A 24,402-nucleotide genomic window follows, 5' to 3' on the forward strand; every position below is an offset into this window, starting at 1 on the left:
CTGGTCAGGTGACATGCCCCCTGCAGTCCCCGCCACGATCCCGACCTCACTCGCGGGCGCACCCTGGCTCGAGCGGCCGGAAACGCGCGCGGTTCTCTCCGCGCTCGCAGCCGCCGGCCACGAGGCGCGCATCGTCGGGGGCACCGTGCGCAATGCGCTTCTCGGCGAGCCCGTAACGGACATCGATATCGCGACCACGGCCACGCCCGACGAAACCATGGCGGCCGCGCGCGCGGCCGGGCTCGATGCGATCCCGACGGGCGTGAGCCACGGCACGGTCACCGTCGTCGCCCATCACGTGCCTTTCGAGGTCACGACTTTGCGCGAGGACGTCGAGACGTTCGGCCGCCACGCGCGTGTTGCCTTCACGGCCGACTGGGCTGCGGACGCGCGCCGCCGCGACTTCACGATCAACGCCCTCTACTGCGATGCCAATGGCACGATCAGCGATCCGCTCGGTGGCCTTGCCGACCTTGCTGCGCGGCGCGTCCGTTTCATCGGCGATGCCCGCGAGCGCATTCGCGAGGACGCGCTGCGCATCCTGCGCTTCTTCCGCTTTCACGCACGCTACAGCGCCGAGGCCATCGACGCGGAAGGCCTCGCCGCCTGCGCCGCCGAGCGCCATCTGCTCGCCAAGCTCTCCGCCGAGCGTGTACGCGCCGAGCTCCTGAAGCTACTCGAAGCGCCCGGCGCCGCGCGCGCGATCGCCGTCATGGCCGCGTACGGTTTCATCGTCGAGATCCTCGGCCGCGCGCCCCGCATCGGCCTCCTGGCGCGGCTCGTCGCGCTCGATGCCGATCACCGACGCGTGCCCGATCCGCTCCTGCGCCTCTCCGTGCTCGCCGTTGCCGTCGAGGAGGACCGCGATCATCTCGCCCAGCGCCTCCGCCTTTCACGCGAGGAGGCCCGCGACCTCCTGGTGATCGACCCGCGTCTCATGGCGCACATCGATCTCGACGCTGCCGGCCGCCGCCGCGCGCTCTATGCCGTCGGGCCGGAGCGCTGGCGCCGCATGGCCATCGTCGGCGCCGCAAGTGCCGAAACGCCCGATGAAATCGCCGCTTGGGACACACTCGGCGCGCTCGCCGAAACCTGGGAAATCCCGAAGTTCCCACTCGCCGGCCGCGACGTGCTCGCCCTCGGGCTGGCACCAGGCCCACGCATCGGCGCGCTCCTCGCCGAGATCGAAGCTGAGTGGATTGCCGGCGACTTCGCCGCCGACGCCGCGGCGCTCAAAGCCCGTCTCGCATCGCGAGCGCGCGAGTCGCATTGAGCGCGCCGGAGCAAAAGTCATGCATTGCGGAAGCTTATGAACTGCAAAGAAGATTCGGCCTGAACAGACGCCACGCGCCTATACGGAGCAGCGTATCGGCGCAACCTCTTCCTGACCGGCTAAGTCTGCAAACTGTGGATAACTCAATCTCGCCTTAGTCTGTTAATGGACGAAGGTCGTGGATAACCGTACAAGAGGATTACTGAATATCTCGTTCGGCAATTCCCCCTCTCCCCCTGAGCGCCAGCGAGATTAGAGCCCCGGCTTGCCACGCCGGGGCTTTTCTTTTTGTCTCAGCAGCTCATGCGCGCGGCCAGCTCCTCGAAGCCGTCGACGACGAGATCGCACGCCGGGTTCGGCGTCGGATCGGGCGGCCCCGCCGGCCCCCATTCCAGCGGCCGCTTCACGAAGCACGTCTTGAAGCCTTCCTTGCGCGCCGCATCGAGATCGAAGTTGTGGCACGCGACCATCAGGATCTCGGCCGGCTTCAACTGCAGCAGCTTCGCCGTTCCCTGATAGGCCTCGGGCCGCACCTTGTAGACGCCCAGCATCTCGCAACTGATGATGCAGTCCCACGTGATGCCATTGCGCCGCGAGACGTCGATCACGAGCCGTGGCGTCAGCAGCGTGAATGACACGCACGGATATTTCACGCGCAGCCGATCGAGCCCCGGCACGAAGTCCGGCCAGGCATCGAGCGCGAACCACGCCCGCCAGATCTCGTCGCGATCCTCTTTCGTCAGCGCGCCCAGGCCGAAGTCCGCCACCACGCGATCGAGCTGGTCGCGATGCACGTCGTCGAAATTGAAGCGCGGCCCGAGCTGATTGACGATCGCGCCAAGCGAACGGCGCCGGTACTCGTTCGTCGCAGCCGCCCAGTCGGCCTTCAAACCCCTCCGCCCCGCGACCTCTGCGAGCTTGCGCGAGATCCCGCCGTGCCAGTCGAGGATCGTGCCGCCCGTGTCGAACGTCAGTGCCTTGATGCCGTCCATGCTTCGCTCCTGCCGGCTCGGCGCCGTGCCTCGCGGCGCCCCGAAAGCACTCTCCCGCTCTGCTTGACCCAGATCAAATTATTACATTCGAATATTGGAATATAAGAGGCCATCCGCATCCCTCTCAAGGAGAGCTAGGCATGTGCCTCATGCATCGAAAAGCGTGGCCGCCCTATCTGGCGGGCATCGCGATCGGGCTTCTGCAGATCCCGACCTTCCTGCTCATGAACACGGCGCTCGGCGCCTCGTCCTCGTTCGTCACCGTCGCCGCCCATATCGCCGCCTTCTTCGATCCGGGCATCGCGACCATGAAGTACTTCGCGAGCCACATGTACGGCGCCAAGAACTGGTGGCAGGTCGCCGTCGTCGTCGGCATCGCGATCGGCGCCTTCATCTCCATGCGCCTGTCGGGTGCTCGCCGGCAGACGATCTCGCCCGTCTGGGAACGCGCCATGGGCGTCCGCTCGCTCGGCGCGCGCGCACCGATCGCCTTCGCTGCAGGCTTCATCATGCTGTTCGGCGCCCGCATTGCCGGCGGCTGCACGAGCGGCCACGGCATTTCCGGCATGGCCCAGCTTTCGGTCGGCTCGACGCTCGCGGTTGCCGCCATGTTCGCCGGCGGCATCCTCACTGCCATGCTCATGAAGCGCGCCTGATCTCATTCGACGGAGAAATCCCATGTCCCTGATCACTGCCGTCCTGATCGGTCTCGCGACCGGCATCGCCTTCGGCTTCGCGCTCGAGAAATCCCGCGTCTTCGAGCCGGGCATCATTGTCGGGCAGATGCAGCTCAGGAGCTTCATCATGCTCAAGGTCTTCCTTGCCGCCGTCATCACCGGCCTCGTCGTCCTCGCGGTCCTCAACGGCATCTTCGGCGTGCCGCTGCAGTTGAAGCCGCTGCTGCTGCGTGCCGACATCGTCGGCGGCCTCATTCTCGGTGCCGGCATCGCGCTCGCCGGCGCCTGCCCCGGCACGTCCATGGCTCAGCTCGGTGCCGGCTATAAGGATGCCTGGTTCATCGTCCTCGGCGGGATCTTCGGCGCCATGGCCTACGGCTATTTCTACGAGCCGATCATTGCGCTGCTGCCGGAGAAGGGGGACAAGATCAGCTTCGACCAGCTCCTCGGCCTGCCCTTCTGGATGGTTGCCCTGGCACTGGCGGCCGCTCTCGTCGTCTTCCTCGTCGTGCTCGAGCGCTTCACGCCATGGCAGGACGAGATCGGCGCCGACGTCGATGGCCTCGCGCCCCTACCGGCCGAAAGCCCCAAGCGCATGGACGCCGCCGCCACGGCCCGGCGCGCCTAGAGGCACTTTGAGCGAATCACCTGCCCGAGGGGCCGGCACCACCGGTCCCTCAATACGTTTGGCATCGTTTTGCGCCTTCTCCACCGCTCCTGCCCGCACGCCTTCGCCGCGTTGGTCGGCGCGGCGCGATGGAGTAGCCTTCGCGCATGACCCAAGCGATTCCCTCCGCCCCCGGCGCGCCTTCGTTCGTGCACCTCAAGGTGCATTCGGCCTACTCGCTGCTCGAAGGCGCGCTGCCGATCAGCGCGCTCGCCAAGCGCGCGGCCAAGCTCGGCTTTCCGGCCCTCGCGCTCACTGACACGAACAACCTCTTCGGCGCCCTCGAATTCTCCGACAAGCTCGCCGGCTCCGGCATCCAGCCGATCGTGGGCATCAGCCTCGCCGTCGATTTCGAGGAAGCGAACAAATCCGGCCCCGGCATCGCGGGTCTGCCCGCCCTGCCGCCCCCGCATCGCGATGGCCTGCTGGCACTGCTCGCCATGAGCGAGACCGGCTACGGCAATCTCATGAAGATCGCGAGCCGCGCCTACATGGGCACGAGCGATGGCGAGACGCCGCACGCCAAGATCAGCCACATTGCCGCCCACGCCGAAGGCCTGATCGCACTCACCGGCGGCCCCGACGGCCCGATCGACAAGACCATCGCCGACAACCACGGCGCGACCGCAACCGCGCGCGTGAAGACGCTCAAAGACATCTTCGGCGACCGCCTCTATGTCGAGCTTCAACGCCACGGCCTTCCCCAGGAAAAAGCCGTCGAGCCGCAGCTCATCGACCTCGCCTACGCCGAGGATCTGCCGCTCGTCGCGACCAACGAGTGCTACTTCGCCGAGCCCGAGGACTACGAGGCCCACGACGCACTCCTCTGCATTGCCGAAGGCCGCTACCTCAATGAGGACGACCGCCGCCGCCTCACGCCCGAGCACCACTTCAAGAGCGCCGAGGCCATGGCCAAGGTGTTCGCCGATCTGCCCGAGGCCCTTGCCAGCACCGTCGAGATCGCGCGCCGCTGTGCCTATCGCCCGCGCGGGCGCAAACCCATCCTGCCGAACTTCGTGCAGACCAAAGCCGACGCGACCGCCGAGGAGCGCGCCGAAGCCGAGGCCGCCGAGTTCGCACGTCAGGCGCAGGAAGGCCTCGTCAAGCGGCTCGCCGTCAATCCGCTCGCGCCCGGCTTCACCCAGGAGGACTACGAGAAGCGCCTCGCCTACGAGATCGACATCATCAAGGGCATGAAGTTCCCGGGCTACTTCCTGATCGTTGCGGACTTCATCAAATGGTCCAAGGCGAACGGCATTCCCGTCGGACCGGGCCGCGGCTCGGGCGCCGGCTCGCTCGTCGCCTGGGCGCTCACCATCACCGATCTCGATCCGCTCCGCTTCGGCCTGCTCTTCGAGCGCTTTCTCAATCCCGAGCGCGTCTCGATGCCGGACTTCGACGTCGACTTCTGCCAGGACCGGCGCGACGAGGTCATCCGCTACGTGCAGCAGAAATACGGCCACGATCGCGTCGCGCAGATCATCACGCACGGAAAGCTGCAGGCGCGCGCCGTGCTGCGCGACGTCGGCCGCGTGCTGCAGATGCCGTACGGCCAGGTCGACCGCCTCTGCAAGCTCGTGCCGAACAATCCGGCCAATCCGGTTTCGCTCCCCGATGCCATTGCCGGCGAGCCCAAGCTGCAGGAGGAGCGCGACAGCGAGCCCGTCGTCGCGCGCCTGCTCGAAATCGCGCAGAAGCTCGAAGGCCTCTACCGCCACGCTTCGACGCACGCCGCCGGCATGGTGATCGGCGACCGCCCGCTCGACCAGCTCGTGCCCGTCTATCGCGATCCGCGCTCGAACATGCCGGTCACGCAGTTCAACTGGAAGTTCGTCGAGGCGGCCGGCCTCGTGAAGTTCGACTTCCTCGGCCTGAAGACGCTCACCGTCATCCAGAAGGCACTGGAGCTCATCGAGCGCGGGCACGGCGTCAAGCTCGACCTCGCCACGCTCGCCGTCGACGACAAGAAGAGCTACGAGCTTCTCGCCAGGGCCGATACGGCCGGCGTGTTCCAGCTCGAAAGTACGGGCATGCGCGAGAGCTTGAAGCGCCTCAAGCCCGACCGTCTCGAGGACATCATCGCCATGGTGGCGCTCTATCGCCCCGGCCCCATGGACAACATCCCGACGTACATCAACCGCAAGCACGGCGACGAGCCCGTCGACTACCTGCATCCGATGCTCGAAGGCATCCTGAAAGAGACCTACGGCGTCATCATCTACCAGGAGCAGGTCATCCAGATCGCGCAGGTCATGGGCGGCTACTCGCTCGGTCAGGCCGACTTGCTCCGCCGCGCCATGGGCAAGAAGGACAAGGCCGAGATGGCGCGCCAGCAGGCGCGGTTCGTCGAGGGCGCGAAGTCCAAAGGCGTGAAAGAAAAGGACGCCGCCTACATCTTCGAGCTGGTCGACAAGTTCGCAGGCTACGGCTTCAACAAGAGCCACGCCGCCGCCTATGCGCTCGTCAGCTACCACACGGCCTATCTCAAGGCGAACTTCCGCGAGGAGTTCCTCGCCGCGTCCATGACGCTCGACATGGCCAACACCGACAAGCTCGCCATGTTCGTCGGCGAGGCGCGCAAGGCCGGCATTGCCGTGTTGCCTCCGTGCGTGAACGGCTCCGATGTCGAGTTCACGGTCGAGTTCGAGAAGAGGCCGGGCATCCCCTCCCCCCTTGTGGGGGAGGGCAAGGGAGGGGGGGATCGCAGAGCATCTGCGATTGAAGCTCCCTCTATCGGCGGGATTCCCCCCACCCCTAACCCCTCCCCACAAGGGGGAGGGGAATTGCCCTCCAATGCCGACGGCCCGCGCGGCGCGATCCGCTATGCCCTCGCCGGTCTCAAGAACCTCGGCCGCGGTGCCGTCGAAACGATCGTGGAGAGCCGGAGGGCAAAGGGTCCCTTCGCATCGCTTGCGGACTTTGCCGCCCGCCTCAACTCCAAGGCTGTCAACAAGCGCGGGCTCGAGACCCTCGCCGCCGGCGGCGCGTTCGACACGTTCGATCGCAACCGCGCGCTCGTCCACGCGAATGTCGAGCAGATCCTGAGGGAGGCCGGAAGCCGGGCCGACGACGAGCAGTTCGGGCAAGGCAGCCTGCTCGGCGGCATGCAGAACGAAGCCACGCCTGTCGTGCTGAACTTCAGGACGGCAAAATCCTGGACGCCGATCGAGCGCCTGCAGCACGAGTTCGGCGCCGTCGGCTTCTATCTCTCGGGCCATCCGCTCGATGCCTACGGACGCGTGCTCGGCAAGCTCGGCGTCAAGCGCTTCACGGACTTCGAGCATACGGTCGGCCTTGCCGCGGGCCGCCTCGCCGGCATCGTCATTTCCGCGCGCGAGCGCCGCTCGGCCAAGGGCAACAAGTTCGCCTTCGCCATGTTCTCGGACTCAAGCGGTCAGTTCGAAGCCGTGATCTTCTCGGATACGCTCGCGCGCTGCCGCGAGATCCTCGTCGCAGGCACGGCCGTGCTCATGTCCGTCGAGGCCGAGCGCGATGGCGAGACCGTCAAGCTGCGCGTGCAGAACCTCGAGCCGCTCGAGTCCGCCGCCGCCAACGTCCAGCAATCCCTGAAAATCGTGCTCGACCGGCGCACGGTCCAGGCGAGCAACGGCGGCGCCATGGCCGAGCTGCGTGCCCTGCTCGACAAAGCACCGGCGAACGGCAAGGGCGGCGAGATCCGCCTCGCCATGGAAGTGGAGAGCGTGCCCGGCCGCCGCGGCGCGCCGCGCGAGATCGAGTTCAAGCTGCCCGGCCGCTTCGACATCGGCCCGCGCCAGCAGGGTGAGCTGCTCACGATCCCCGGCGTTCTCGATGTGATGGAAGTTTAAGTCAGGGGAGCCCCCACTTCCCCTTCTCCCCGTGCTTACGGGGAGAAGGTCGGGATGAGGGCGGCCCACTTGCTGACGTCGGCGTCTGCCGCCGCCCCTCACCCTAACCCTCTCCCCGTGAAGGACGGGGAGAGGGGATCCTCGCATCACTTCTGCGGGCGGTTCTTCGCCCACTCGGTGTACTTCTTCGCCTTCTCGTGCGTCTCGTTGTAGTACTTCACGTACTCATCACCGACCATGATCTTGATCGCGAGGCCCGCATCCTCGAGGCGCTTCACGTGATCGGGATCCTTCATCGCCTGCGAGAACACATCCTGCAGCTTCTTGACCACGGCCGGGTCCATGCCCTTCGGGCCACCGATGCCGCGCGTCGAGCTCGAGATCACCGTCGGCATGCCGAGCTCCTTGGTCGTCGGCACGTCGGGCAGGAACTTCGAGCGCTCGGTGTCCATGACCGCGAGCGCACGGACCTGCCCGCTCTTCACCTGCGGAACGATGCCGCCGACATTGTCGAACGACACGTCGATATTGCCGCCGAGCGTCTCCTTCATCTGCGCCGCACCGCCGAGCAGATGCACGATGCGGAAGTTCACGCCCGGATTGACCTCCTCCACCATCAGGATGGCGAGGTGATCATCCGACAGAATGCCCGTCGTTGCCGCGCGGATCGTGCCCGGCTTGGCCTTGGCCGCGTCGAGAAGATCCTTCAGCGTCTTGTAGGGGCTGTTCGCCGCGACCCAGATCACGCCCGGATCGAGCACCTGGTTCGCGATCGGCGTGAAGCTCCCCTCGTTGAAGATCGCTTGGCGCTCGGGATCGAGGATCGTCGTGTTGGTCGCCGGCAGATTGAGGAAGCCGATGGTGTAGCCATCGGGTTTCGCGCGCGCGAGCTCCGTCCAGCCGACCTGGCCGCCGGCACCGCCGCGGTTCACGACGACGATCGGCTGGCCGAGGATCTTTTCAGCGAGCCCCGCGACGACGCGCGCGCCGATGTCCGTCGAGCCGCCGGCCGGGAATGAGACGATCATGTTGATCGGCCGCGTCGGATATTGCTGGGCCGAGGCCGGAGCCGAAACATGCGTTGCGACGAGCGCCACCGCCGTCACGGCCATTGCCAGTCTGAGCAGTCTCATGAGTGGTCCTCCGCTACAAATCGCCAACTGAATTGGCTCAGTTTAGCACGCCAACCAAGTTGGCTGGGCTAACACGCCAACGGCGCTGGCTGGGTTAATCGGCATTCGGATCCCTGATCTCTTTGGGTGCATACTGCATGGCCGCAAAGGCGAGAATGACGACGGCAAGCGCCAGCAGTGAGGCCGACAGCGGCCGCGTGACGAAGATCGAGAAATCGCCCGCCGACATCTCGAGCGACGTGCGCATGGACTTCTCGATCTGTGGTCCGAGAATGAGGCCGAGCACGAGCGGTGCAAGCGGGAAGTTCAGCTTGCGCAGGAGATAGCCGATGATGCCGCAGCCGAGCATGACCCAGAGATCGAAGATGCTCTGATTGATGCTGTAGGCGCCGATGATGCAGAACAGCAGCGTGCCGGCACAAATGTACTGGTACGGAATTTCCAGGATCTTCGCCCACAGCCCGACGAGCGGTAGATTGAGGATCAGTAGCAGGACATTCCCGATGAAGAAGCTCGCGATCACGGCCCACACGAGATCGGGGCGCTCCTGGAACAGCAGCGGTCCCGGCGTCAGACCATTGATGATGAAGGCCCCCATGAGCACCGCGATCGTCGGCGAGCTCGGAATGCCGAGCGTCAGCAGTGGCACCATGGAGCCATTGGCATAGCTGTTGTTGGCTGTCTCGGGTCCGGCGACGCCCTCGATCGCGCCGGTGCCGAATGTCTCGGGATGCTTCGAGAGACGCTTCTCCAGGATGTACGACATGAACGTCGGGATGATGGCGCCGACCCCCGGTATGAGGCCGAGGAAGAATCCGAGCCCCGTGCCGCGCCAGATGGCCCCCATGGAGCGGTGCCATTCGTCTCGCGATGGGATAAGCCCCCGCAAGTTCGTCTTGATGACCTCGCGATAAGGCTTCTCCGCCGTCGCCAGAATCTCGCCGACGCCGAACAGCCCCATGACCACCGGAATGAAGCCGAGCCCATCGAACAGCTCCGGCAGACCGAACGTGAAGCGCGGTGCGCCACGCACTGGATCGAGGCCGATCAGCGAGATGAGCAGCCCCGTGACCGTCATGAGAATGCCGGCGATGAGCGAGTTGCCGGCAAGGCTCGTCACGAGCACGAGCCCGACAATCATGAGCGCGAAGAACTCCGGCGGACCGAAGCTCAGCGCCAGCCGCGAGAGCGGTGTCGCGACGACCACGAGCAGCACGGTCGCGATCACGCCGCCGATGAACGAGCCGATGGCGGCAATGCCGAGCGCAGCACCAGCGCGCCCCTTCTTCGCCATCGCGTGGCCATCGAGACACGTGATCACGGACGCCGCCTCGCCCGGCACATTGATCAGCACGGACGTAATCGTGCCGCCGTACATCGCGCCGTAGTAGATGGCCGCGAGCATGATGATGGCGCCCGTGGCATCGAGCTGAAAGGTGAGCGGAATGAGGATCGCGGTGCCCGCCGCCGGACCGATGCCCGGCAGCACGCCGATGAGCGTGCCGAGAAAACATCCGATGAAGGCGAAGGTGAGGTTCGTCGGCGTCGCCGCCGCGGCAAAGCCCGCCATGAGGTAATGAAAGGTATCAACCATCGGCGCCATTCCCCCCTAGTGTGGTGGTTCCGAAGTCCGCCACCCCTTCGCGGCAGGTGTCGGAGGCGGACTTCGGAACCTGAACCACACCAGATCCATAGACTTGCTAGTGTCCTTTCGATCGCGAAGTTCGTTCGAGAGCCCGCCGCAGACGGCGACGAACTTCACGATCGGGGACACTAGCCCGGATGCAATGAGTTGCAGCTTCACAGCCCGAATGCTCCGATGGGCAATGGCACCTTCAGCCAGTAGTAGAAGCTGTGAAACACACCGAAGCTGAGTGCGAGCGCGACGAGCGCGATGGCGATGTAGTTCCGCACGCCGAGCACCAGCAGCAGGAGCGTGATGAAGACCAGTGCGGTCAGGCGATAGCCGAGCGGATCGAGAGCGGTGAAGGCCGCGAGCAGCAGGACGATGATGCCGGCGATGCGGAACATCGCCGAGCGATCCGGGACGAGATCATCGCCCGCATCGGGATCGGGTGCGCCCACCGTCGCATCCGGCTGGCGCACGAGCTGGACGAGCAGCACGAGCGAGAGCACTACGCCGAGCAACGCCAGGATCAGCGGAAAGAATCCGGGACCGGGTCCCAGTGCGTCCAACAGAGGTAGTTTGGACGACAAATAAATCGTGCCGGCAAACAGGACCAGAAAGGTCCCTGCCGCGACAAGCCACCCGCGCCTCAAGATCGCGTCCTCCCTTGACGCAATTTCTTTTTATGGGTCGAGGCTAGCACAGGATCGGGGGTGCGCAATGCCTTAAGTTCGCGGGCGTTCGCGCTCCGCGCGGCCGGACGTGGTTGACAACCTCCCGTCCGGGCCGCTCTTTTCCGGCTGTCCGGACGCGCCCATGGCGTTGCCGCAATGGTCGGTCATGACCCTCCCACCACTAACGCCGCCCGAGCCAATAGAGATGCCATGTCCCTTGCCGAACGCCTCGCCGGATTGAAGCGCGACCCCGCCCTCGAGAGCCTCAAGCGCTCTCTCGACGTCTACTACGGCGACACCGCGCGCGAGGCGGCCATGGACGCGCTCTATGCGCGGTTCGTGCAGCCCGGCGACCTCGCCTTCGACATCGGCTCGCACGTCGGCGACCGCATTGGTGCCTTCCGCCGCCTCGGCGCGCGCGTCGTCGCCCTCGAGCCGCAGCCGCTCTGTGCCCACGCCATTCGTGCGATCTACGCTGGCGACACCAACGTTACACTCGTCGAGAGCGCATGTGGCCCGGCCGCAGGAAAGATCAGCCTGCATGTGAACACGGCCAACCCGACGGTCACGACCGCCTCGCGCGATTTCGTCAAAGCCGCGGACGGCGCCGGTGGCTGGGAAGGCCAGGTCTGGGATCGCGAGATCGAAGTGCCCGTCACGACACTCGATGCGCTGATCGCGGCGCATGGCGCGCCGAACTTCGTGAAGATCGACGTCGAAGGCTTCGAGGCCGATGTGCTCGCGGGCTTGAGCCAGGCGCTCCCCGCGCTCTCCTTCGAGTTCACGACCATCCAGCGCGATGTGGCCTATGCCTGTCTCGCCCGCATTGCCGCGCTCGGCGACTACGGCTTCGACCTTGCGCTCGGCGAGAGCCAGACACTCGATCTCGGCCGCTGGGTCACGGCCGATGACATGCGCGCACACATCGCCGCGCTGCCGCACGCGGCAAACTCCGGCGATGTGTACGCTGTGCGGCGGAACTAAAGCGTCGGACCTTAAATGCGACCCACGCCTGTGCCGAACTCAAAATCGCATTTAAGGTCCCAAAGACGCTTTAGAACGAGAGCGTCGCCGCGCCGGCCTTGAGCTCGGCGTGCATGACGCTCGCACCCGTGATGACCACGCCCTCGATGAAATCGGCCTGCTCGTAGCCGCGCGACTTCACGCAAGGCGTACAAGCCCAGATCACGCCGCCGCGCGCCTGGAAGTCCTTGATCAGCGCAGCAAGCGAGTCGAGGGGCGCCACCTGTGTCATGGTCTGTCCGCCCTTGCGGACGAGGTCGATGCCCGTGCTGCTCAGAAAGATATAGACTTTCAGGCCGGCGGTAATGCCTCCGTTGGCTATGGTGAACGCCACCGACGAAAGTTCGCTTTCGATGCCTTTGGTTACCAGGATTACCAGCTTGTCCGTTACATTCGCCACGTTTGCCTCCATGCTCTATGATCAGTGAAAACGTCGCTTGACCTAATGCTGAAGCGTTCTTCCGTCATTGGCCGCAATGCCGAGATCCTTGATGCAGAATCCAGCCATCGAGAGCTCCGACGTCGGCGATCTGCTTTCGGAGGCGCTGCGCAGGATCCGCATTACCGGTTCTCTCCAGTACTGCTACATGCCGAGCGGCAACTGGATTACGGACGCGACGCCCTCCTCCTACAAGCCAGCCGATGCCATCGGCTTTCACATCGTGGCAGGCGGCACCTGCTGGCTGGAGATCGAAGGCCGAAGGACCACCCTCGAGAAAGGCGACATCGCGGCCTTCCCGTTCGGCACGCCGCATTGGATCGGTGTCGGCGTCGACGGCCGTCTCATCGATCCCGGTGTTGATCTGCCGCCCGCGCCGTGGCGTGAGATCCCCACTCTTCGCTATGGCGACTTCGAGAGCCGGATGCGCATCCTCTGCGGCTACATCCAGTGCGAAGCCATGAACTTCGCGCCTTTCCGGGATCTGCTGCCGAAGTTCATCCACGTGCGGACACTGAACGGCGAGCGGTCGGACTGGCTCGCCTCGACCATCGAGCAGATCGTCGTCGAGGTCGACAAGCCACAGCGTGGCGGATCATCGGTGCTCGAACGCCTGACCGAAGTGACTTTCATCGAGGTTCTGCGCCGCGAGTTCCTGCTCAACGAGCCGACCTCGACAGGTTGGCTCGCCGCAATCCGCGATCCGGCGCTCGGGCGATGCCTCGCGTGCCTCCACGCCGATCCGAAGCGCGAATGGACGATCGAGGCTCTCGCGAAGGCGTCGGGGCTTTCGCGAAGCGCCCTAGCCGGGCGCTTCACCGCGACCCTGCAGATCTCTCCCATCCGCTATCTACGCGACTGGCGCCTCTATCTCGCCAGCGTCGAATTGAAGACGAGAGACAAAGCCATCAGCACCATTGCTCTGGATGCGGGCTACAGTACAGAATCCGCCTTCAACCGCGCCTTTGCGCGCTACTTCGGAACACCGCCCGCCGAATGGCGCCGCACGGCGACGAAATCGACGCGGGGAGATTCCCCGCAGGAATAGCGCGTCGGCTACCACTGCATGGTCGCCGAGAGCCGGAACGAGCGCGGCTCCACGGGATGGAAATGCTTGTCCTCGACGCCGCCCGCCGGCTCGCCCGGCAATCGCGAGGCGTAGAAATAATCGATCTGGCTCGCTTTGGCGTCGAGCAGGTTGAAGCCGTCGAGGCGCACGATCAGGCCGCTCGCGAACTTGTAGCCGAGGCGTGCCGACACGGTCGTCGTGGCCTCCGAGCGCTCGCTGTTGTCCTCGATGAGCGGCCGCGGTCCGAAGTAGCGCACCTTCACGCCACCAAACCAGCCGCCGAGCACGTCGTTGAACGAGAGCCCCGCAGCCACGACGCCTTCGACGGCGCCCGGAATGTGCCGGCCCGGCGCATCGGGATCATCCTCGCGGAAACGCGCCTGCGTGTAGGCGGCGCTGAAGTCCGCCGTCAGCCAGGGCGCGAGCTTCGCGTTGAAGGTCAGCTCGCTGCCGAGACGGCGGCTCGGCCGGCTCGCCTCGGTATTTCCGGCATCGCCGACGAACACGATCTCGGAATCGAAATCGAGCACGAAGAATGAGAGCGTGCTGAGAAAGCCCTTCCAGGGTTGCGTGCGCAGGCCGACCTCAGCTCCCTTCGAGCGCACGAGGAACGGTGTGCGCGCGGCCGGGTCGCCGCTGACCGGATCGATGGTCGTCACGGTGCCGCGCGCGTCATTGCTGTGAAAGCCCGTGCCCGCATTCAGATAGAGCTCGGTCTTTGCCCAGGACCCGAGCACGAGACCCGCCTTCGGGCTCAGGATCGCATCGCTGTCGCGACCCGAGTTCGCCGCGATATTGCTCGCGACATCCGTCCAGTACACATCGCCGCGCAGCCCGACGGTCGTGCGCAGCCAGTCCGTCCAACGCAGCGTGTTCTCGCCGAAGACGCCCGCACTCGCCTCGCGCACGCGATCATCGCGCACCGTCGAGAGCATCACACGCTCGCGCGTATTGAAGAGGCCGACCGCGATGTCGTCGTAGCGCGTCTGGATGCCGACCGTCGTCTCGCTCCTGACGCCGAAGGCCGTACCAAAATATGTGCGGCTCGCGTTCGCACCGACAATCACGCGATCATCAGACTGCTTGAACTGGTCGCCGTTGACGGGATCATTCAGGAAGTACGTGAAATTATGAAAGAGCTTGAGATCGCTCTTGATGGCATAGGCATTGATCCGCGTCGCCGTCGTCGCCGTCGTCTCATGCCAGCGGCCCGAGAGACTGAAGCGCTGCGCCTCGCCATAGTCGGTCGGATCGAGATTGCCGAACCGTCCGATCAGCCCACCATCGACGGCGCGCAGCGGAATCTGGCTCGTCGCATTCCACTTGCCCGAGTACGCCATTGCCGTCAGCGCAAAGCCATTGTCGTATGTGCCGCGCGCAAAGCGCATCACGCCATTGAGCTTGCGCAGCTCGTCGGGGTGCTCCCACGGGCCATTGAAGTGCTGAAGCTCGCCCGCGACGAGCACTATGCCATCGACACCGACCGGCGCCGACATGCCCGTCACCGCGCGGCGATGGCCGAAGCTTCCGACCTCGACCTGCGCAAAATTCCGCTCCAGCTTGTCGACGATATCGAGGTGGACCGCGCCCGCCGAGGCGAAGTCACCTTCGGCCGCGAAGTACGGCCCCTTTCTGAAAGCAAGCCCGCGCATGATCTCCGGGATCATGAAGGCCGTATCTGCGTAGCCCTGCCCGTGGCCGTGCGTGCGCATGTTCACCGGCATCCCGTCGATCGTGATCGCGATATCCGTGCCATGGTCGAGATTGAAGCCGCGCAGGAAGTACTGGTTGGCTTTGCCTTCGCCACTGTGCTGCGTGACGATGAGACCGGGCACCGCCTCGAGCACTTCGCCCGTGCGGTAGGCCGGCGTCGCAAGCAGCACCTCGGCCGGCACAGTGCCCTGGCTCGCAGACTGCGCGATCCCGACGTCATTGGCGCGCGGATCGATCGCCAGCACGGCGCCGAACTCGGATGGGTCAGCAGGCGCGACCGCAGGTGCCGATGTCACCGGAGCAGCCTTGCTCGCCGCCGCTTTAGGCTTGGACTTTACCTTCGCCGCCGGGCTCGTGACGGTGATGCCCGGAAGCTGAACCTGCTGCGCGGCGAGCGGTCCCACTGACGCAATGCTCAGGGCAAGCGCGACGCCTGCTCTCTTCCCCATTTCCCCGGCCCAACCCTGACATCACCACCCCGCAATCCGAGGCTATTGAGGGCACAAGGGCAATGTCCAGCCTGATTGCTGACGATGGCGATCGAGTTTTCGCCTCATGAGGCCATCGCGCAACGCGGCGTGTTTTCGATAGCGGTCTCGCCGGAGGACTTTTCGGACTGACTACTGCGGGCAAGCCTTGAATTCGGGCCGCGCTTCACATGCCCCGCTCAACCGATCAAGCCATGAGTAGCGCGCGCCTGAAACGGCATCCGGCTCGACGCGCCTGATGTAGGCATACGCGCAAACGGCCGTGATCTCCGTCTGCATGAGGGGCTGCATATCCGCGAGTTCCAATCGGAAGGCCTCGAGCTCCTGAAGGGCAGCATCCAATTGCATCCGACACCGGTCAATCCAATCGGCATGGATCAAATGAGCCGGCCGACGCCGCTCGTAGTTGATGGCTATGGCCTTGTCGCAGGCGGCCGTCGCAGATCCCAATATCCTCAGGGCTCGCCTGCGCGGCGCGCCCATCGACGGGATAAGCGCCCGCGTATGTCCTGCGATTTCATCCAAATGATCTAGGATCGCGGCACTCTCGATGAGCGTCTCGCCGTCATCGAGTACAAGCGCCGGCATCCTGCCGACAGGGGCAAATCGCCGGAACTCAGCCGCCTGCGAGAATGGCGAAAGCGGCACATGCTCGAACGGCAGCGCCAGCACATGAAGCGCCACACCGACGCGGCGGACATACGGCGAGTCGTAGCGTCCAATCAGCTTCATAGCTCTCATCGCGGACGGTCGCAAAACCAGCCGCCCTCACTTCACGCCGTTGATCGCAAGCACCATCGTCTCCACGGCCGCGCTCGTCTTGAGGCCGCTCGCGCGCACCAGCGACCGCCATGTGTAGAAATCGAACGCGAGGTGCAGCATGGCCTTCTGCCGTTTGCCGAACCCGGCTGCGAGCACGCCCTCGCACGCCGCGATGGGCGCTCCAATGCGGAGCCCCGCAACCTCGCGGACGATCTCATTGACCTCGATGTCGCGCAGCACGCACCCGGCAAGAGCCTCATTGCGCGCGTACCAGCCGTACAGCGCCCCGATCCCCATGCGCAGCCGCTCGTCGCGATCTCCGATCGCGCGCCACGGCTCGGGATCGGGCAGCGGTTGGCGCTCAAGATGCAGACTCGAGCAGGCCATGAGCAGACTTCGCTCGTCCGGGAAGTGCGCATAGAGCGTATGGCGCTGCACGCCCGCGCGCTCGGCAACCATGCTGAAGCTCGAACGCGCCGGGCCGACGGTACCGTGAAGATCGATCGCGGCCTCGACGATGCGCAGGCGCGTTTCCGCCTGCTGATCGGCGCGCTTCGTCATATTATATGCGCGCGTCATGAAAATTCCACTGCACACATACGTGCAATCATATTGACAACAGCTCCCGGTTCCGCTACACGCCCCGCCTAATTTAGATACACATATGTGTATCACGAAATTGCCTGCACGTCCACCATCACGTCCGCGGCACACCGCTGCGGCGAACATCCCTACTTTGCCTGGAGAAAAGCGATGACCACGACAGTCAGCGAGATCGCAGACGGCATATTCCGGCTTTCGACCTTCGTGCCCGAGATCGGGCCGCCCGCCGGCTTCACGTTCAATCAGTTCCTGGTGCTCGGAGAAGAACCCCTCATGTTCCACACCGGCCTGCGCAAGATGTTCGCGCTGAACCGCGAGGCGCTGAGCCGCATCATCCCACCGGAGCGCCTGAGGTGGATAACGTTCGGTCATTTCGAGGCCGACGAGTGCGGCGCCATGAACGAGTGGCTCGCCATTGCGCCCAACGCTACTGCAGCCCACGGCCAGACCGGCTGCATGGTCTCGCTCAACGACTTCGCCGACCGTCCCTCGCGCGCGTTGAGCAACGGCGAAGTCATTGATCTCGGCCGCGGCAAGCGCGTGCGCTTTATCGATACACCGCACACGCCGCACGGCTGGGACGCCGGCGTTCTGTACGAGGAAGGTACGCGCACGCTCATGTGCGGCGACCTCTTCACGCAGCTCGGCAATGGCCCCGCACTTACGGACGGCGACATCGTCGGCCCGGCCATCGCGGGCGAGGACCTCTTCCAATATTCCTCCCTCAATCCTTGCATGGGCAGGACGCTGCGCGAGCTCGCCGCGCTCGCACCGCGCACACTCGCGCTCATGCACGGCCCATCGTTCATGGGCGATGGTGGTGCGGCGTTGCGCACACTGGCGGACGACTATGACCGGCGCGCTAGTGTGATGATCGAGAAATTCGCCACATCCCGGGGCCACGGCACCGAGCGAATTTCTCGATCTGAATCGCACTAGCAAGATTTCGATTCTAGTGTCCCCTCTGATTCCGACGTTCGCTCGCGACACCAGCATCGAGGTGGGGCGAACTTCGGAATCGGGACACTAGAGCGCGCGCCCCCAGCGCAACGCTGGGACAGGCAGCATAAAAATGAAGAGCGAACGGGGAAGCTCCAATGACACTCAAGGCAAGGTCTCACGCGACGAAAGGCGAGCCGCGTCCGTCGCGCGGCGCGCGCACCGCACTTCTGGCGGCGCTCGGAACCATGGCAGCCGTGCTGGCGATCGCACTGCCGCCGGGGCCCGTTGCGGCGCAAGATGCACAGATTGCCCGCGGCAAGTATCTTGCGGGTTTCTCGGGCTGCAATGACTGCCACACACCGGGCTACTTCTTCGGCAAGCCGGACATGCAGCGCTTTCTCTCGGGTTCCGAGGTCGGCTTCGAGATCCCGGGCCTTGGTGTGTTCCATGGTCCCAATCTCACGCCGGACAAAGAGACGGGCCTCGGCAAGTGGTCGGCGGAGCAGATCCGCGTCGCCCTCACCGAGGGCAAGCGGCCCGACGGCCGCGTGCTTGCGCCCATCATGCCGTGGCACGCCTTTGCGAGCCTCACGCGCGAGGACGCCGATGCGATCGTCGCCTACCTGCGGAGCCTGCCGGCGATCCAGAACAAGGTGCCGGGCCCCTTCGGCCCCAGCGAGGCGCCGACGTCCTTCGTGATGAAGGTCGTCCCGCCGGCTGCCGCGACGGCCAAAAAGTAAGGCCCGAGCCTCGATCATTGGCGGGCGTGGCTCCTTTTGGCGGCCACGCCCGATCCAATTGCCCGATCTAATTGAACACCTGCACACCACCCCGTTCGGTCGATTGTGTGGATCCCGTGCCTCTGGGCGACGCACGCAAACGCCGGCCCGGAGCGAGAGATCTTGACAGAAATCAAACGGCGCCCGAGAGACGAGCGGACCTGCCCGACCAGTCTCAAAGTTAACTCCCGGAGGAAACAATGCTAGGGAAGCTCACCGGCGCAATGGCTGCCGCGTGTACAGTGCTGCTCATCGGCTCGCCGGTCGTTGCGAAGCCTGGCAAGACCGAGTGCATTGTCGGCGCCAAGCCGGGCGGCGGCTTCGATCTGACCTGCCGGCTTCTCGGGGGCACGCTGCAGTCGGCGAACCTGGTCGAGACGCCGATGGCGTACACCTACATGGAAGGCGGCGTCGGCGCGACGGCATACAATCACATCATCGGCACGCGTCCCGGCGAGGCCGGCACGGTCGTCGCCGCATCCACCGGCTCGGCCCTTCTGCTCGCGCAGAAGAAGTTCGGCGCCCATGACGAGAACGCCGTCCGCTGGGTCGGGGCGCTCGGCGCCGAGTTCGGCTCGGTCATCGTGGCGCAGGACAGCCCGTACAAGTCGCTCAAGGACCTCATCGAAGGCATCAAAGCCAAGCCGCAGGACTTCTCGGTCGCAGGCGGCGGCGCCGTCGGCAGCCAGGACTGGATGAAGGCCGCGCTCATCTTCAAGGCGGCCGGCCAGGATCCGAAGAAGATGCGCTACATCGCGCTCGAGGGCGGCGGCCCCGTCGTCACGAACGTGCTCGGCGGGCACGTCAAGATCGGCTCGAGCGACGTCGCCGAGTTCATGCCGCACCACACGTCCGGCAAGGTTCGCATCCTCGCCGTCATGTCGCCGGAGCGCCTGACGGGCGATGCCAAGGACATCCCGACGGCGAAGGAGCAGGGCTACGACATCCTCTGGACCGTCTGGCGCGGTCTCTACGTCGGCCCCAAGGTGTCGGATGCGGACTACCAGTGGTGGGTCGAGACGCTCGAGAAGCTGAGCAAGACACCCGACTTCAAGAAGGAGCAGGAGGCGCGCGGCCTCTATCCCTTCCCGTCCTACGGCAAGGCCTTCGCGGATCACGTCAAAGCTGACGTTGCCCGCTTCAAGATCCTCGCCCAGGAAGCCGGCCTCATAAAATAAGCTCTCGTGCGCCTCTCTCCGCCCGGAGGGAGGCGCACGTTCCTCCATCGCGCTCACCCTCATTCCGGGAGGCAGCCTTGTCCGATTCTTCTCACGAGGATGGGCACCGGCAGGACGGACTCAGCGGCCGCGTGTCGGCTGCGGTCCTGCTGGTATTTGCCGCTGTCTTGGCCATTGCCACGGGCCAGATCGAGTACGCCTTCTCGTCCGATCCGCTCGGGCCCCAGGCCTTCCCCTACATTCTTTCGGCCTCGCTGGCGGTCTGCGGAACCTGGTACTTCCTCCGCCCCGGCAGTGCCGACCCGTGGCCGGGCTCCGAGCTGCTCCGGAGCGCGGTGGGCCTCATCGCGGTGACCGCGATCGCCATCGGGCTGATGGACTATATCGGCTTCCTTGCCACCGCCTTCATCGTCTGTGGTTGGGCCGCCTACCTCTTCGGCGCCTCCGCCATGTCGGCGATCGCCATAGGTGCTGCACAATCCGCCTTCTGGTTCCTCCTCTTCAAGTATGGCCTCGGGACTTATCTTCCCGCTGGCTCACTTCTCTTTCCCGGCTGAGGGGCTCTCCATGTCACTCGACTATCTGTGGACCGGCTTCGCCGTCGCCCTCACGCCGAGCAATCTTCTCCTTTCGCTCCTCGGCTGCTTCCTCGGCACGCTGATCGGCGCGCTCCCCGCGATCGGTCCGATCAACGGCATCGCGCTGATCCTGCCGATCGCCTACACCATGAAGCTGCCGCCCGAGAGCTGCATGATCCTGCTCGCAGCCATCTACTACGGCGCCGAGTACGGCGGGCGCATCACGTCGATCCTCATCAACGTTCCAGGTGACGCCGGCGCGGTCATGACGGCCTTGGACGGCTATCCGCTGGCGAAGCAGGGCCGCGGTGCCGAGGCTCTGACCATGAGCGCGCTGACGTCGTTCGTCGGCGGCATGCTGGCGGTCGTCGGCCTCACATTCTTTGCGCCACTCCTCGGCAGCTTCGCGGTCAGGTTCGGCCCTGCGGAGTACGTCGCGCTCATGATGTTCGCGTTCGCGACGCTGGCCTCCATGGTCGGCGCTGAGCCCGTGAAGACACTCATCGGCTGCCTGATCGGCCTTCTCCTCACGACCATCGGTCTCGATCCGACCTCCGGCGCCTATCGCTTCACGTTCGATCAGCCCGAGCTGCACGACGGCATCGAGTTCATCATCATCGTCATCGGCCTCTTCTCGATCAGCGAGATCCTGCTGATGCTGGAGCATCAATTCAAGGGCACTCTGAAGCCCATTCCGATCGGCAAGGGCTTCCCGAGCTGGTCGGACATAAAGGCCTGCTGGTGGCCGACGATCCGCAGCTCGGTCTCGGGCTTCATCATCGGCGTGCTGCCGGGCACTGGCGCCTCCGTTGCAAGCGCCGTCGCCTACACCACGGAGAAACGCCTCCTCGACAAGGGCACGTTCGGCAAAGGCGACATGCGCGGGCTCGCGGCGCCTGAGGCCGCGAACAATGCAGCAGCCGGCGGCGCATTCGTGCCAATGCTGACGCTTGGCGTGCCCGGGTCGGGCACGACAGCCGTGATGCTCGGCGCGCTCATGCTCTACAACATCACGCCGGGCCCGCAGCTCTTCACGGAACGGCCCGAGCTCGCAGGCGGCCTCATCGCGTCGATGTACATCGGCAACATCATGCTGCTGATCCTGAACATCCCGATGGTGCGCATCTTCGTGAAGATGCTGCAGGTGCCGAATACCTGGCTCATACCGGCGATCCTGCTCCTCTCCATCCTCGGCGTGTACACGGCCTACTCGAGCGTCATGAGCGTGCTGCTCATGCTGGCGATCGGTGTCGGGGGCTGGGCGCTCAGGAAACAGGGCTTCGACATGGCCCCGATCATCCTCGGCTTCGTTCTCGGCAAAGTTCTCGAGACGAACCTGCGCAACGCGCTCGCGCTCTCCGGCGGCGACATCTCGATCCTCTTCCAGAGCACCATCTCGAATTCGCTTTGGGTCATGGCCGTGCTGATCGTGCTGCTCCCCTGGTGGCTTGCCCGCCGGACCAAGGCACGCGCGAGCGCCGAAGGGGCTTAGGCGACGCGCCGAGCCCCCTCGCACCACAATCTTCTCCACACCTCGGCCTGTGGTTCCCGCGGGCACGACGCCCTTGCGTCATCCCTCTTGTCTGAGGGCGGACCGGGATGAGCTTGGGGGTTTGTCCCGATTGTGGGCGGATTGTTCGAGCGCGAATACCTAGACGGCTCAACGTGCTGACTTCGAAAGCCTGTTTCTAAAGCCCGCTCCTAGAGCCCAGAGCCTGTGCCAGACACGCCGGGGCTCGGGCCCGGTGGGCGCGACCATCCCCTGTGGCGCGCCCACTTATCTGCGCCGCTCGCGCTTGCGCGCGCGGCGTTGTCATCGAGTTCACTGTTGCCACAAGAGGGCGAACCAATGCCTGTCTTAGTGCTCTTGCTTCTCCTGGTCTTTCCCCTCAGTGCGCACGCGCAGACCACACCCCAGCCGGCACCCCCTCCAGCGGCAAGCCCACCACCGACGGCAAGTCCGCCAACAGCAAGTCCCGGCGAGGGCCTTCTGCGGCGCGAGCAGCTCGAGGCGCTCGTCGCGCCGATCGCGCTCTACCCGGATGCCCTGCTCGCGCAGGTTCTGATGGCGTCGACCTACCCGCTCGAGATCGTGCAGGCCGATCGCTGGGTCACGGAGAACAAGGATCTCAAGGGCGATGCTCTGAGTGCGGCGCTCGCAAAGCAGAGCTGGGACGATAGCGTCAAATCGCTCATCCCGACGCCGTCCGTACTGGCGATGATGAACAAGAAGCTGGATTGGACGCAGAGGCTCGGCGATGCCGTCCTCGCGCAGGAAGGGGACGTCATGGATGCCGTCCAGCGTCTGCGCGCAAGAGCCCAGGCGACGGACAAGCTCAAGACAACCAAGGAGCAGAACGTCACTGTCACGAAGGAGGGCGGGACGCAGATCATTGCGATCGACTCCGCGGACCCCAACACGGTCTACGTACCCTACTACGATCCCGCGGTCGTCTATGGAGCGTGGCCCTATCCGGACTATCCGCCGGACTACTACTACCCCGATGACTACTGGCTGCCCGGCGGCATCATCGCGACCGGCATAGCCTTCGGCACCGCCTACGCCCTCTGGCGATGGGCCTCAGGCGGCTGGTGGGGCCACATCGACTGGCGTGACCGCAACCTCGACTTCAGGCGCGGCGACCGCGTCGAGCACTGGCGGCACAATCCCCAGCATCGCCGCGGCGTTGCCTACAACAACCCCAAGGTTCGTCAGCAGTTCGCCGGTGCCACAGGGCGTCCCGGTGACCGCGCCAAGGGAGCCAAGGGGGCCGGCGATCGCGGCAAGCAGGCGGGCGGGCCCAAGGGCGGAGCCAGGCAGGCCGCCAAGGGCGGTGGCAAGCAGGCGGCCAAAGGCAAGGGCGCGGCCCAAGGCAAGCGTACGGCGCAAAAGGGTGCCGGCCAGGGCAAGCGCACAGCCCAGGGCAAGGGTACCCAGGCGAGGCGCACGGCGCAGACGAACCGGGCGAACCAGGCCAGGCGCACGACGCAAAATCGCTCGGCGCGGAACGTGCAGCAGCGCTCACGTAACGTCGCCCGTGTGCAGCGTCAGAGCTTCGGACCGCGGGGTGGCGGCAGATCCTTCGGCAGGAGCTTCGGCGGCGGTGGCCGCAGCTTCGGCGGTGGCTTCAGAGGCGGCGGAGGCTTCCGCGGCGGTGGTGGACGCGGCGGACGTCACTCCGACATCAGGGTCAAGCACGACATTGTGCTTCTGGGCCGCCTCGGCAATGGGCTCGGCTGGTATCGCTTCGCCTATACGGGCGGCACCAAGACCTATGTCGGCGTGATGGCGCAGGAGGTGCAGAAGATTGCGCCCTCGGCGGTCATGCGCGGCTCTGACGGCGTCCTCAGCGTCGACTACGGCAAGCTCGGACTGAAGTTCCAGTCCTATGACGAATGGATCGCCCGGGGCGGTCAGATTCCGGGGGCGGCGCGCGCCTTGCCCTCCGTTCGATGACATGCGGGGCGGCGCGCCGAGACCGACGCACCGCCCTGCGATCACGCCTTCTTCCGCAGGTACGCCTTGAAGGCTTTCAACGTCGCGTCGGACACGTGGTGCTCCATGCCCTCGGCATCCAGCTCGGCCGTCTCGCGCGGCACGCCGATCGCCACCAGCACATCCACGACAATGCGATGGCGCGCGCGCACGCGCTCGGCCAGTGCCGCCCCCGCATCGGTGAGAAAGACGCCGCGATAAGGGCGTGAGCTTGCGAGACCCTCCCGCTTCAGCCGCGCGATGGCCTTGGTGGCCGTCGGATGCGTGACGCCCACGCGCTGCGCAATATCCGCAATGCGCGCCTCTCCGAATTCGGCGATCAAATCGCTGATCAGCTCGACGTAGTCCTCCGTGAGCGCCATGGCCTGGGCGGCACGGGCGCGCCCGAAGCGCTCCGGCAATCGCGCTCCGTCGATCTTTCGACCTTCCTTGCCCTGGCGCGGCATTTCGGCTTCCTCCCCT

The 24,402-nt window shown here is 65.3% G+C and carries 21 protein-coding genes; 12 read left to right on the top strand and 9 right to left on the bottom strand.

Annotated elements, in window-relative coordinates; translation table 11 throughout:
- Nucleotides 1–13 precede the first annotated feature (13 nt).
- A complete protein-coding gene (locus tag CS1BSM3_RS05610; RefSeq protein ID WP_083528321.1) occupies nt 14–1,273 on the top strand; it encodes a CCA tRNA nucleotidyltransferase in 1,260 nt (419 codons plus the stop codon).
- A 293-nt stretch (nt 1,274–1,566) separates the two neighbouring features.
- Here CS1BSM3_RS05610 and CS1BSM3_RS05615 read toward each other — a convergent pair whose 3' ends face one another.
- Nucleotides 1,567–2,265, bottom strand: coding sequence for a haloacid dehalogenase type II (locus CS1BSM3_RS05615; protein ID WP_072386041.1), 699 nt, complete (start codon nt 2,263–2,265; stop codon nt 1,567–1,569).
- 140 nt (nt 2,266–2,405) lie between these two features.
- Between CS1BSM3_RS05615 and CS1BSM3_RS05620 the strand changes: the two genes are divergently transcribed.
- The 3 genes from CS1BSM3_RS05620 to dnaE all read left to right on the top strand — a co-directional run bounded on the left by CS1BSM3_RS05620 (nt 2,406) and on the right by dnaE (nt 7,436).
- On the top strand, nt 2,406–2,921 hold the full coding sequence (locus CS1BSM3_RS05620) for a YeeE/YedE thiosulfate transporter family protein (protein ID WP_072386042.1): 516 nt from the start codon (nt 2,406–2,408) through the stop codon (nt 2,919–2,921).
- Nucleotides 2,922–2,943: 22 nt separating this feature from the next.
- Complete coding sequence (locus tag CS1BSM3_RS05625) at nt 2,944–3,570, top strand: YeeE/YedE thiosulfate transporter family protein (RefSeq protein WP_072386043.1); 627 nt, start codon at nt 2,944–2,946, stop codon at nt 3,568–3,570.
- Between the two features lie 146 nt (nt 3,571–3,716).
- Nucleotides 3,717–7,436, top strand: coding sequence for a DNA polymerase III subunit alpha (dnaE, locus tag CS1BSM3_RS05630; RefSeq protein ID WP_072386044.1), 3,720 nt, complete (start codon nt 3,717–3,719; stop codon nt 7,434–7,436).
- A gap of 146 nt (nt 7,437–7,582) precedes the next feature.
- On the opposite strand, the gene CS1BSM3_RS05635 is transcribed toward dnaE, so the two are convergent.
- The 3 genes from CS1BSM3_RS05635 to CS1BSM3_RS05645 form a co-directional block, all read right to left on the bottom strand.
- Nucleotides 7,583–8,569 carry a Bug family tripartite tricarboxylate transporter substrate binding protein gene (locus tag CS1BSM3_RS05635; protein WP_072386045.1) on the bottom strand — a complete coding sequence of 329 codons (987 nt, stop codon included), beginning with the start codon at nt 8,567–8,569 and terminating at the stop codon, nt 7,583–7,585.
- A 94-nt stretch (nt 8,570–8,663) separates the two neighbouring features.
- On the bottom strand, nt 8,664–10,163 hold the full coding sequence (locus CS1BSM3_RS05640; protein ID WP_072386703.1) for a tripartite tricarboxylate transporter permease: 1,500 nt from the start codon (nt 10,161–10,163) through the stop codon (nt 8,664–8,666).
- Between the two features lie 206 nt (nt 10,164–10,369).
- Nucleotides 10,370–10,849: a tripartite tricarboxylate transporter TctB family protein gene (locus CS1BSM3_RS05645; RefSeq protein WP_072386046.1), complete on the bottom strand. Its 480-nt coding sequence runs from the start codon at nt 10,847–10,849 to the stop codon at nt 10,370–10,372.
- 231 nt (nt 10,850–11,080) lie between these two features.
- Here CS1BSM3_RS05645 and CS1BSM3_RS05650 point away from each other — a divergent pair, with 231 nt between their 5' ends.
- Nucleotides 11,081–11,854, top strand: a complete 774-nt coding sequence (locus CS1BSM3_RS05650; RefSeq protein ID WP_072386047.1) for an FkbM family methyltransferase — start codon at nt 11,081–11,083, stop codon at nt 11,852–11,854.
- 70 nt (nt 11,855–11,924) lie between these two features.
- On the opposite strand, the gene CS1BSM3_RS05655 is transcribed toward CS1BSM3_RS05650, so the two are convergent.
- Complete coding sequence (locus CS1BSM3_RS05655; protein ID WP_244540430.1) at nt 11,925–12,293, bottom strand: DsrE family protein; 369 nt, start codon at nt 12,291–12,293, stop codon at nt 11,925–11,927.
- Nucleotides 12,294–12,384: 91 nt separating this feature from the next.
- On the opposite strand from CS1BSM3_RS05655, the gene CS1BSM3_RS05660 reads away from it, so the two are divergent.
- Nucleotides 12,385–13,380: an AraC family transcriptional regulator gene (locus CS1BSM3_RS05660; protein ID WP_244540431.1), complete on the top strand. Its 996-nt coding sequence runs from the start codon at nt 12,385–12,387 to the stop codon at nt 13,378–13,380.
- An 8-nt stretch (nt 13,381–13,388) separates the two neighbouring features.
- Here the strand turns inward: CS1BSM3_RS05660 and CS1BSM3_RS05665 are convergent, their stop codons facing one another.
- The 3 genes from CS1BSM3_RS05665 to CS1BSM3_RS05675 all read right to left on the bottom strand — a co-directional run bounded on the left by CS1BSM3_RS05665 (nt 13,389) and on the right by CS1BSM3_RS05675 (nt 16,943).
- Entirely contained in the window at nt 13,389–15,563 is a 2,175-nt protein-coding gene (locus CS1BSM3_RS05665) for a TonB-dependent receptor (protein WP_072386050.1), read from the bottom strand.
- A gap of 171 nt (nt 15,564–15,734) precedes the next feature.
- Nucleotides 15,735–16,334 carry a glutathione S-transferase family protein gene (locus CS1BSM3_RS05670; RefSeq protein ID WP_072386051.1) on the bottom strand — a complete coding sequence of 200 codons (600 nt, stop codon included), beginning with the start codon at nt 16,332–16,334 and terminating at the stop codon, nt 15,735–15,737.
- 36 nt (nt 16,335–16,370) lie between these two features.
- Nucleotides 16,371–16,943, bottom strand: coding sequence for a TetR/AcrR family transcriptional regulator (locus CS1BSM3_RS05675; RefSeq protein ID WP_072386052.1), 573 nt, complete (start codon nt 16,941–16,943; stop codon nt 16,371–16,373).
- Nucleotides 16,944–17,117: 174 nt separating this feature from the next.
- On the opposite strand from CS1BSM3_RS05675, the gene CS1BSM3_RS05680 reads away from it, so the two are divergent.
- From CS1BSM3_RS05680 to CS1BSM3_RS05705, 6 genes are all read left to right on the top strand, one after another.
- Entirely contained in the window at nt 17,118–17,906 is a 789-nt protein-coding gene (locus CS1BSM3_RS05680) for an oxygen-binding di-iron domain-containing protein (RefSeq protein WP_072386053.1), read from the top strand.
- A gap of 248 nt (nt 17,907–18,154) precedes the next feature.
- Nucleotides 18,155–18,649 carry a c-type cytochrome gene (locus CS1BSM3_RS05685; protein WP_072386704.1) on the top strand — a complete coding sequence of 165 codons (495 nt, stop codon included), beginning with the start codon at nt 18,155–18,157 and terminating at the stop codon, nt 18,647–18,649.
- A gap of 239 nt (nt 18,650–18,888) precedes the next feature.
- Nucleotides 18,889–19,866, top strand: coding sequence for a Bug family tripartite tricarboxylate transporter substrate binding protein (locus tag CS1BSM3_RS05690; protein WP_072386054.1), 978 nt, complete (start codon nt 18,889–18,891; stop codon nt 19,864–19,866).
- Nucleotides 19,867–19,943: 77 nt separating this feature from the next.
- Nucleotides 19,944–20,423, top strand: coding sequence for a tripartite tricarboxylate transporter TctB family protein (locus CS1BSM3_RS05695; protein WP_072386055.1), 480 nt, complete (start codon nt 19,944–19,946; stop codon nt 20,421–20,423).
- A gap of 10 nt (nt 20,424–20,433) precedes the next feature.
- Complete coding sequence (locus CS1BSM3_RS05700) at nt 20,434–21,936, top strand: tripartite tricarboxylate transporter permease (RefSeq protein WP_072386056.1); 1,503 nt, start codon at nt 20,434–20,436, stop codon at nt 21,934–21,936.
- Nucleotides 21,937–22,293: 357 nt separating this feature from the next.
- The gene (locus tag CS1BSM3_RS05705; protein ID WP_072386057.1) at nt 22,294–23,901 is read left to right on the top strand and encodes a DUF3300 domain-containing protein; all 1,608 of its coding nucleotides are present in this window, start codon (nt 22,294–22,296) and stop codon (nt 23,899–23,901) included.
- A 41-nt stretch (nt 23,902–23,942) separates the two neighbouring features.
- Here the strand turns inward: CS1BSM3_RS05705 and mntR are convergent, their stop codons facing one another.
- Nucleotides 23,943–24,386, bottom strand: a complete 444-nt coding sequence (mntR, locus tag CS1BSM3_RS05710) for a manganese-binding transcriptional regulator MntR (RefSeq protein WP_072386058.1) — start codon at nt 24,384–24,386, stop codon at nt 23,943–23,945.
- Nucleotides 24,387–24,402: the final 16 nt, after the last annotated feature.

Origin of the sequence: Hyphomicrobium sp. CS1BSMeth3 (assembly GCF_900117415.1) — a bacterium.
GTDB lineage: Bacteria > Pseudomonadota > Alphaproteobacteria > Rhizobiales > Hyphomicrobiaceae.

What these genes read in the sequence shown, in the direction of transcription:
- CS1BSM3_RS05610 (WP_083528321.1), top strand. Translation starts at nt 14, where the DNA reads ATGCCCCCTGCAGTCCCCGCCACGATCCCGACCTCACTCGCGGGCGCA.
- CS1BSM3_RS05615 (WP_072386041.1), bottom strand. Translation starts at nt 2,265, where the DNA reads ATGGACGGCATCAAGGCACTGACGTTCGACACGGGCGGCACGATCCTC.
- CS1BSM3_RS05620 (WP_072386042.1), top strand. Translation starts at nt 2,406, where the DNA reads ATGTGCCTCATGCATCGAAAAGCGTGGCCGCCCTATCTGGCGGGCATC.
- CS1BSM3_RS05625 (WP_072386043.1), top strand. Translation starts at nt 2,944, where the DNA reads ATGTCCCTGATCACTGCCGTCCTGATCGGTCTCGCGACCGGCATCGCC.
- dnaE (WP_072386044.1), top strand. Translation starts at nt 3,717, where the DNA reads ATGACCCAAGCGATTCCCTCCGCCCCCGGCGCGCCTTCGTTCGTGCAC.
- CS1BSM3_RS05635 (WP_072386045.1), bottom strand. Translation starts at nt 8,569, where the DNA reads ATGAGACTGCTCAGACTGGCAATGGCCGTGACGGCGGTGGCGCTCGTC.
- CS1BSM3_RS05640 (WP_072386703.1), bottom strand. Translation starts at nt 10,163, where the DNA reads ATGGTTGATACCTTTCATTACCTCATGGCGGGCTTTGCCGCGGCGGCG.
- CS1BSM3_RS05650 (WP_072386047.1), top strand. Translation starts at nt 11,081, where the DNA reads ATGTCCCTTGCCGAACGCCTCGCCGGATTGAAGCGCGACCCCGCCCTC.
- CS1BSM3_RS05660 (WP_244540431.1), top strand. Translation starts at nt 12,385, where the DNA reads ATGCAGAATCCAGCCATCGAGAGCTCCGACGTCGGCGATCTGCTTTCG.
- CS1BSM3_RS05665 (WP_072386050.1), bottom strand. Translation starts at nt 15,563, where the DNA reads ATGGGGAAGAGAGCAGGCGTCGCGCTTGCCCTGAGCATTGCGTCAGTG.
- CS1BSM3_RS05670 (WP_072386051.1), bottom strand. Translation starts at nt 16,334, where the DNA reads ATGAAGCTGATTGGACGCTACGACTCGCCGTATGTCCGCCGCGTCGGT.
- CS1BSM3_RS05675 (WP_072386052.1), bottom strand. Translation starts at nt 16,943, where the DNA reads ATGACGCGCGCATATAATATGACGAAGCGCGCCGATCAGCAGGCGGAA.
- CS1BSM3_RS05680 (WP_072386053.1), top strand. Translation starts at nt 17,118, where the DNA reads ATGACCACGACAGTCAGCGAGATCGCAGACGGCATATTCCGGCTTTCG.
- CS1BSM3_RS05685 (WP_072386704.1), top strand. Translation starts at nt 18,155, where the DNA reads ATGGCAGCCGTGCTGGCGATCGCACTGCCGCCGGGGCCCGTTGCGGCG.
- CS1BSM3_RS05690 (WP_072386054.1), top strand. Translation starts at nt 18,889, where the DNA reads ATGCTAGGGAAGCTCACCGGCGCAATGGCTGCCGCGTGTACAGTGCTG.
- CS1BSM3_RS05700 (WP_072386056.1), top strand. Translation starts at nt 20,434, where the DNA reads ATGTCACTCGACTATCTGTGGACCGGCTTCGCCGTCGCCCTCACGCCG.
- CS1BSM3_RS05705 (WP_072386057.1), top strand. Translation starts at nt 22,294, where the DNA reads ATGCCTGTCTTAGTGCTCTTGCTTCTCCTGGTCTTTCCCCTCAGTGCG.
- mntR (WP_072386058.1), bottom strand. Translation starts at nt 24,386, where the DNA reads ATGCCGCGCCAGGGCAAGGAAGGTCGAAAGATCGACGGAGCGCGATTG.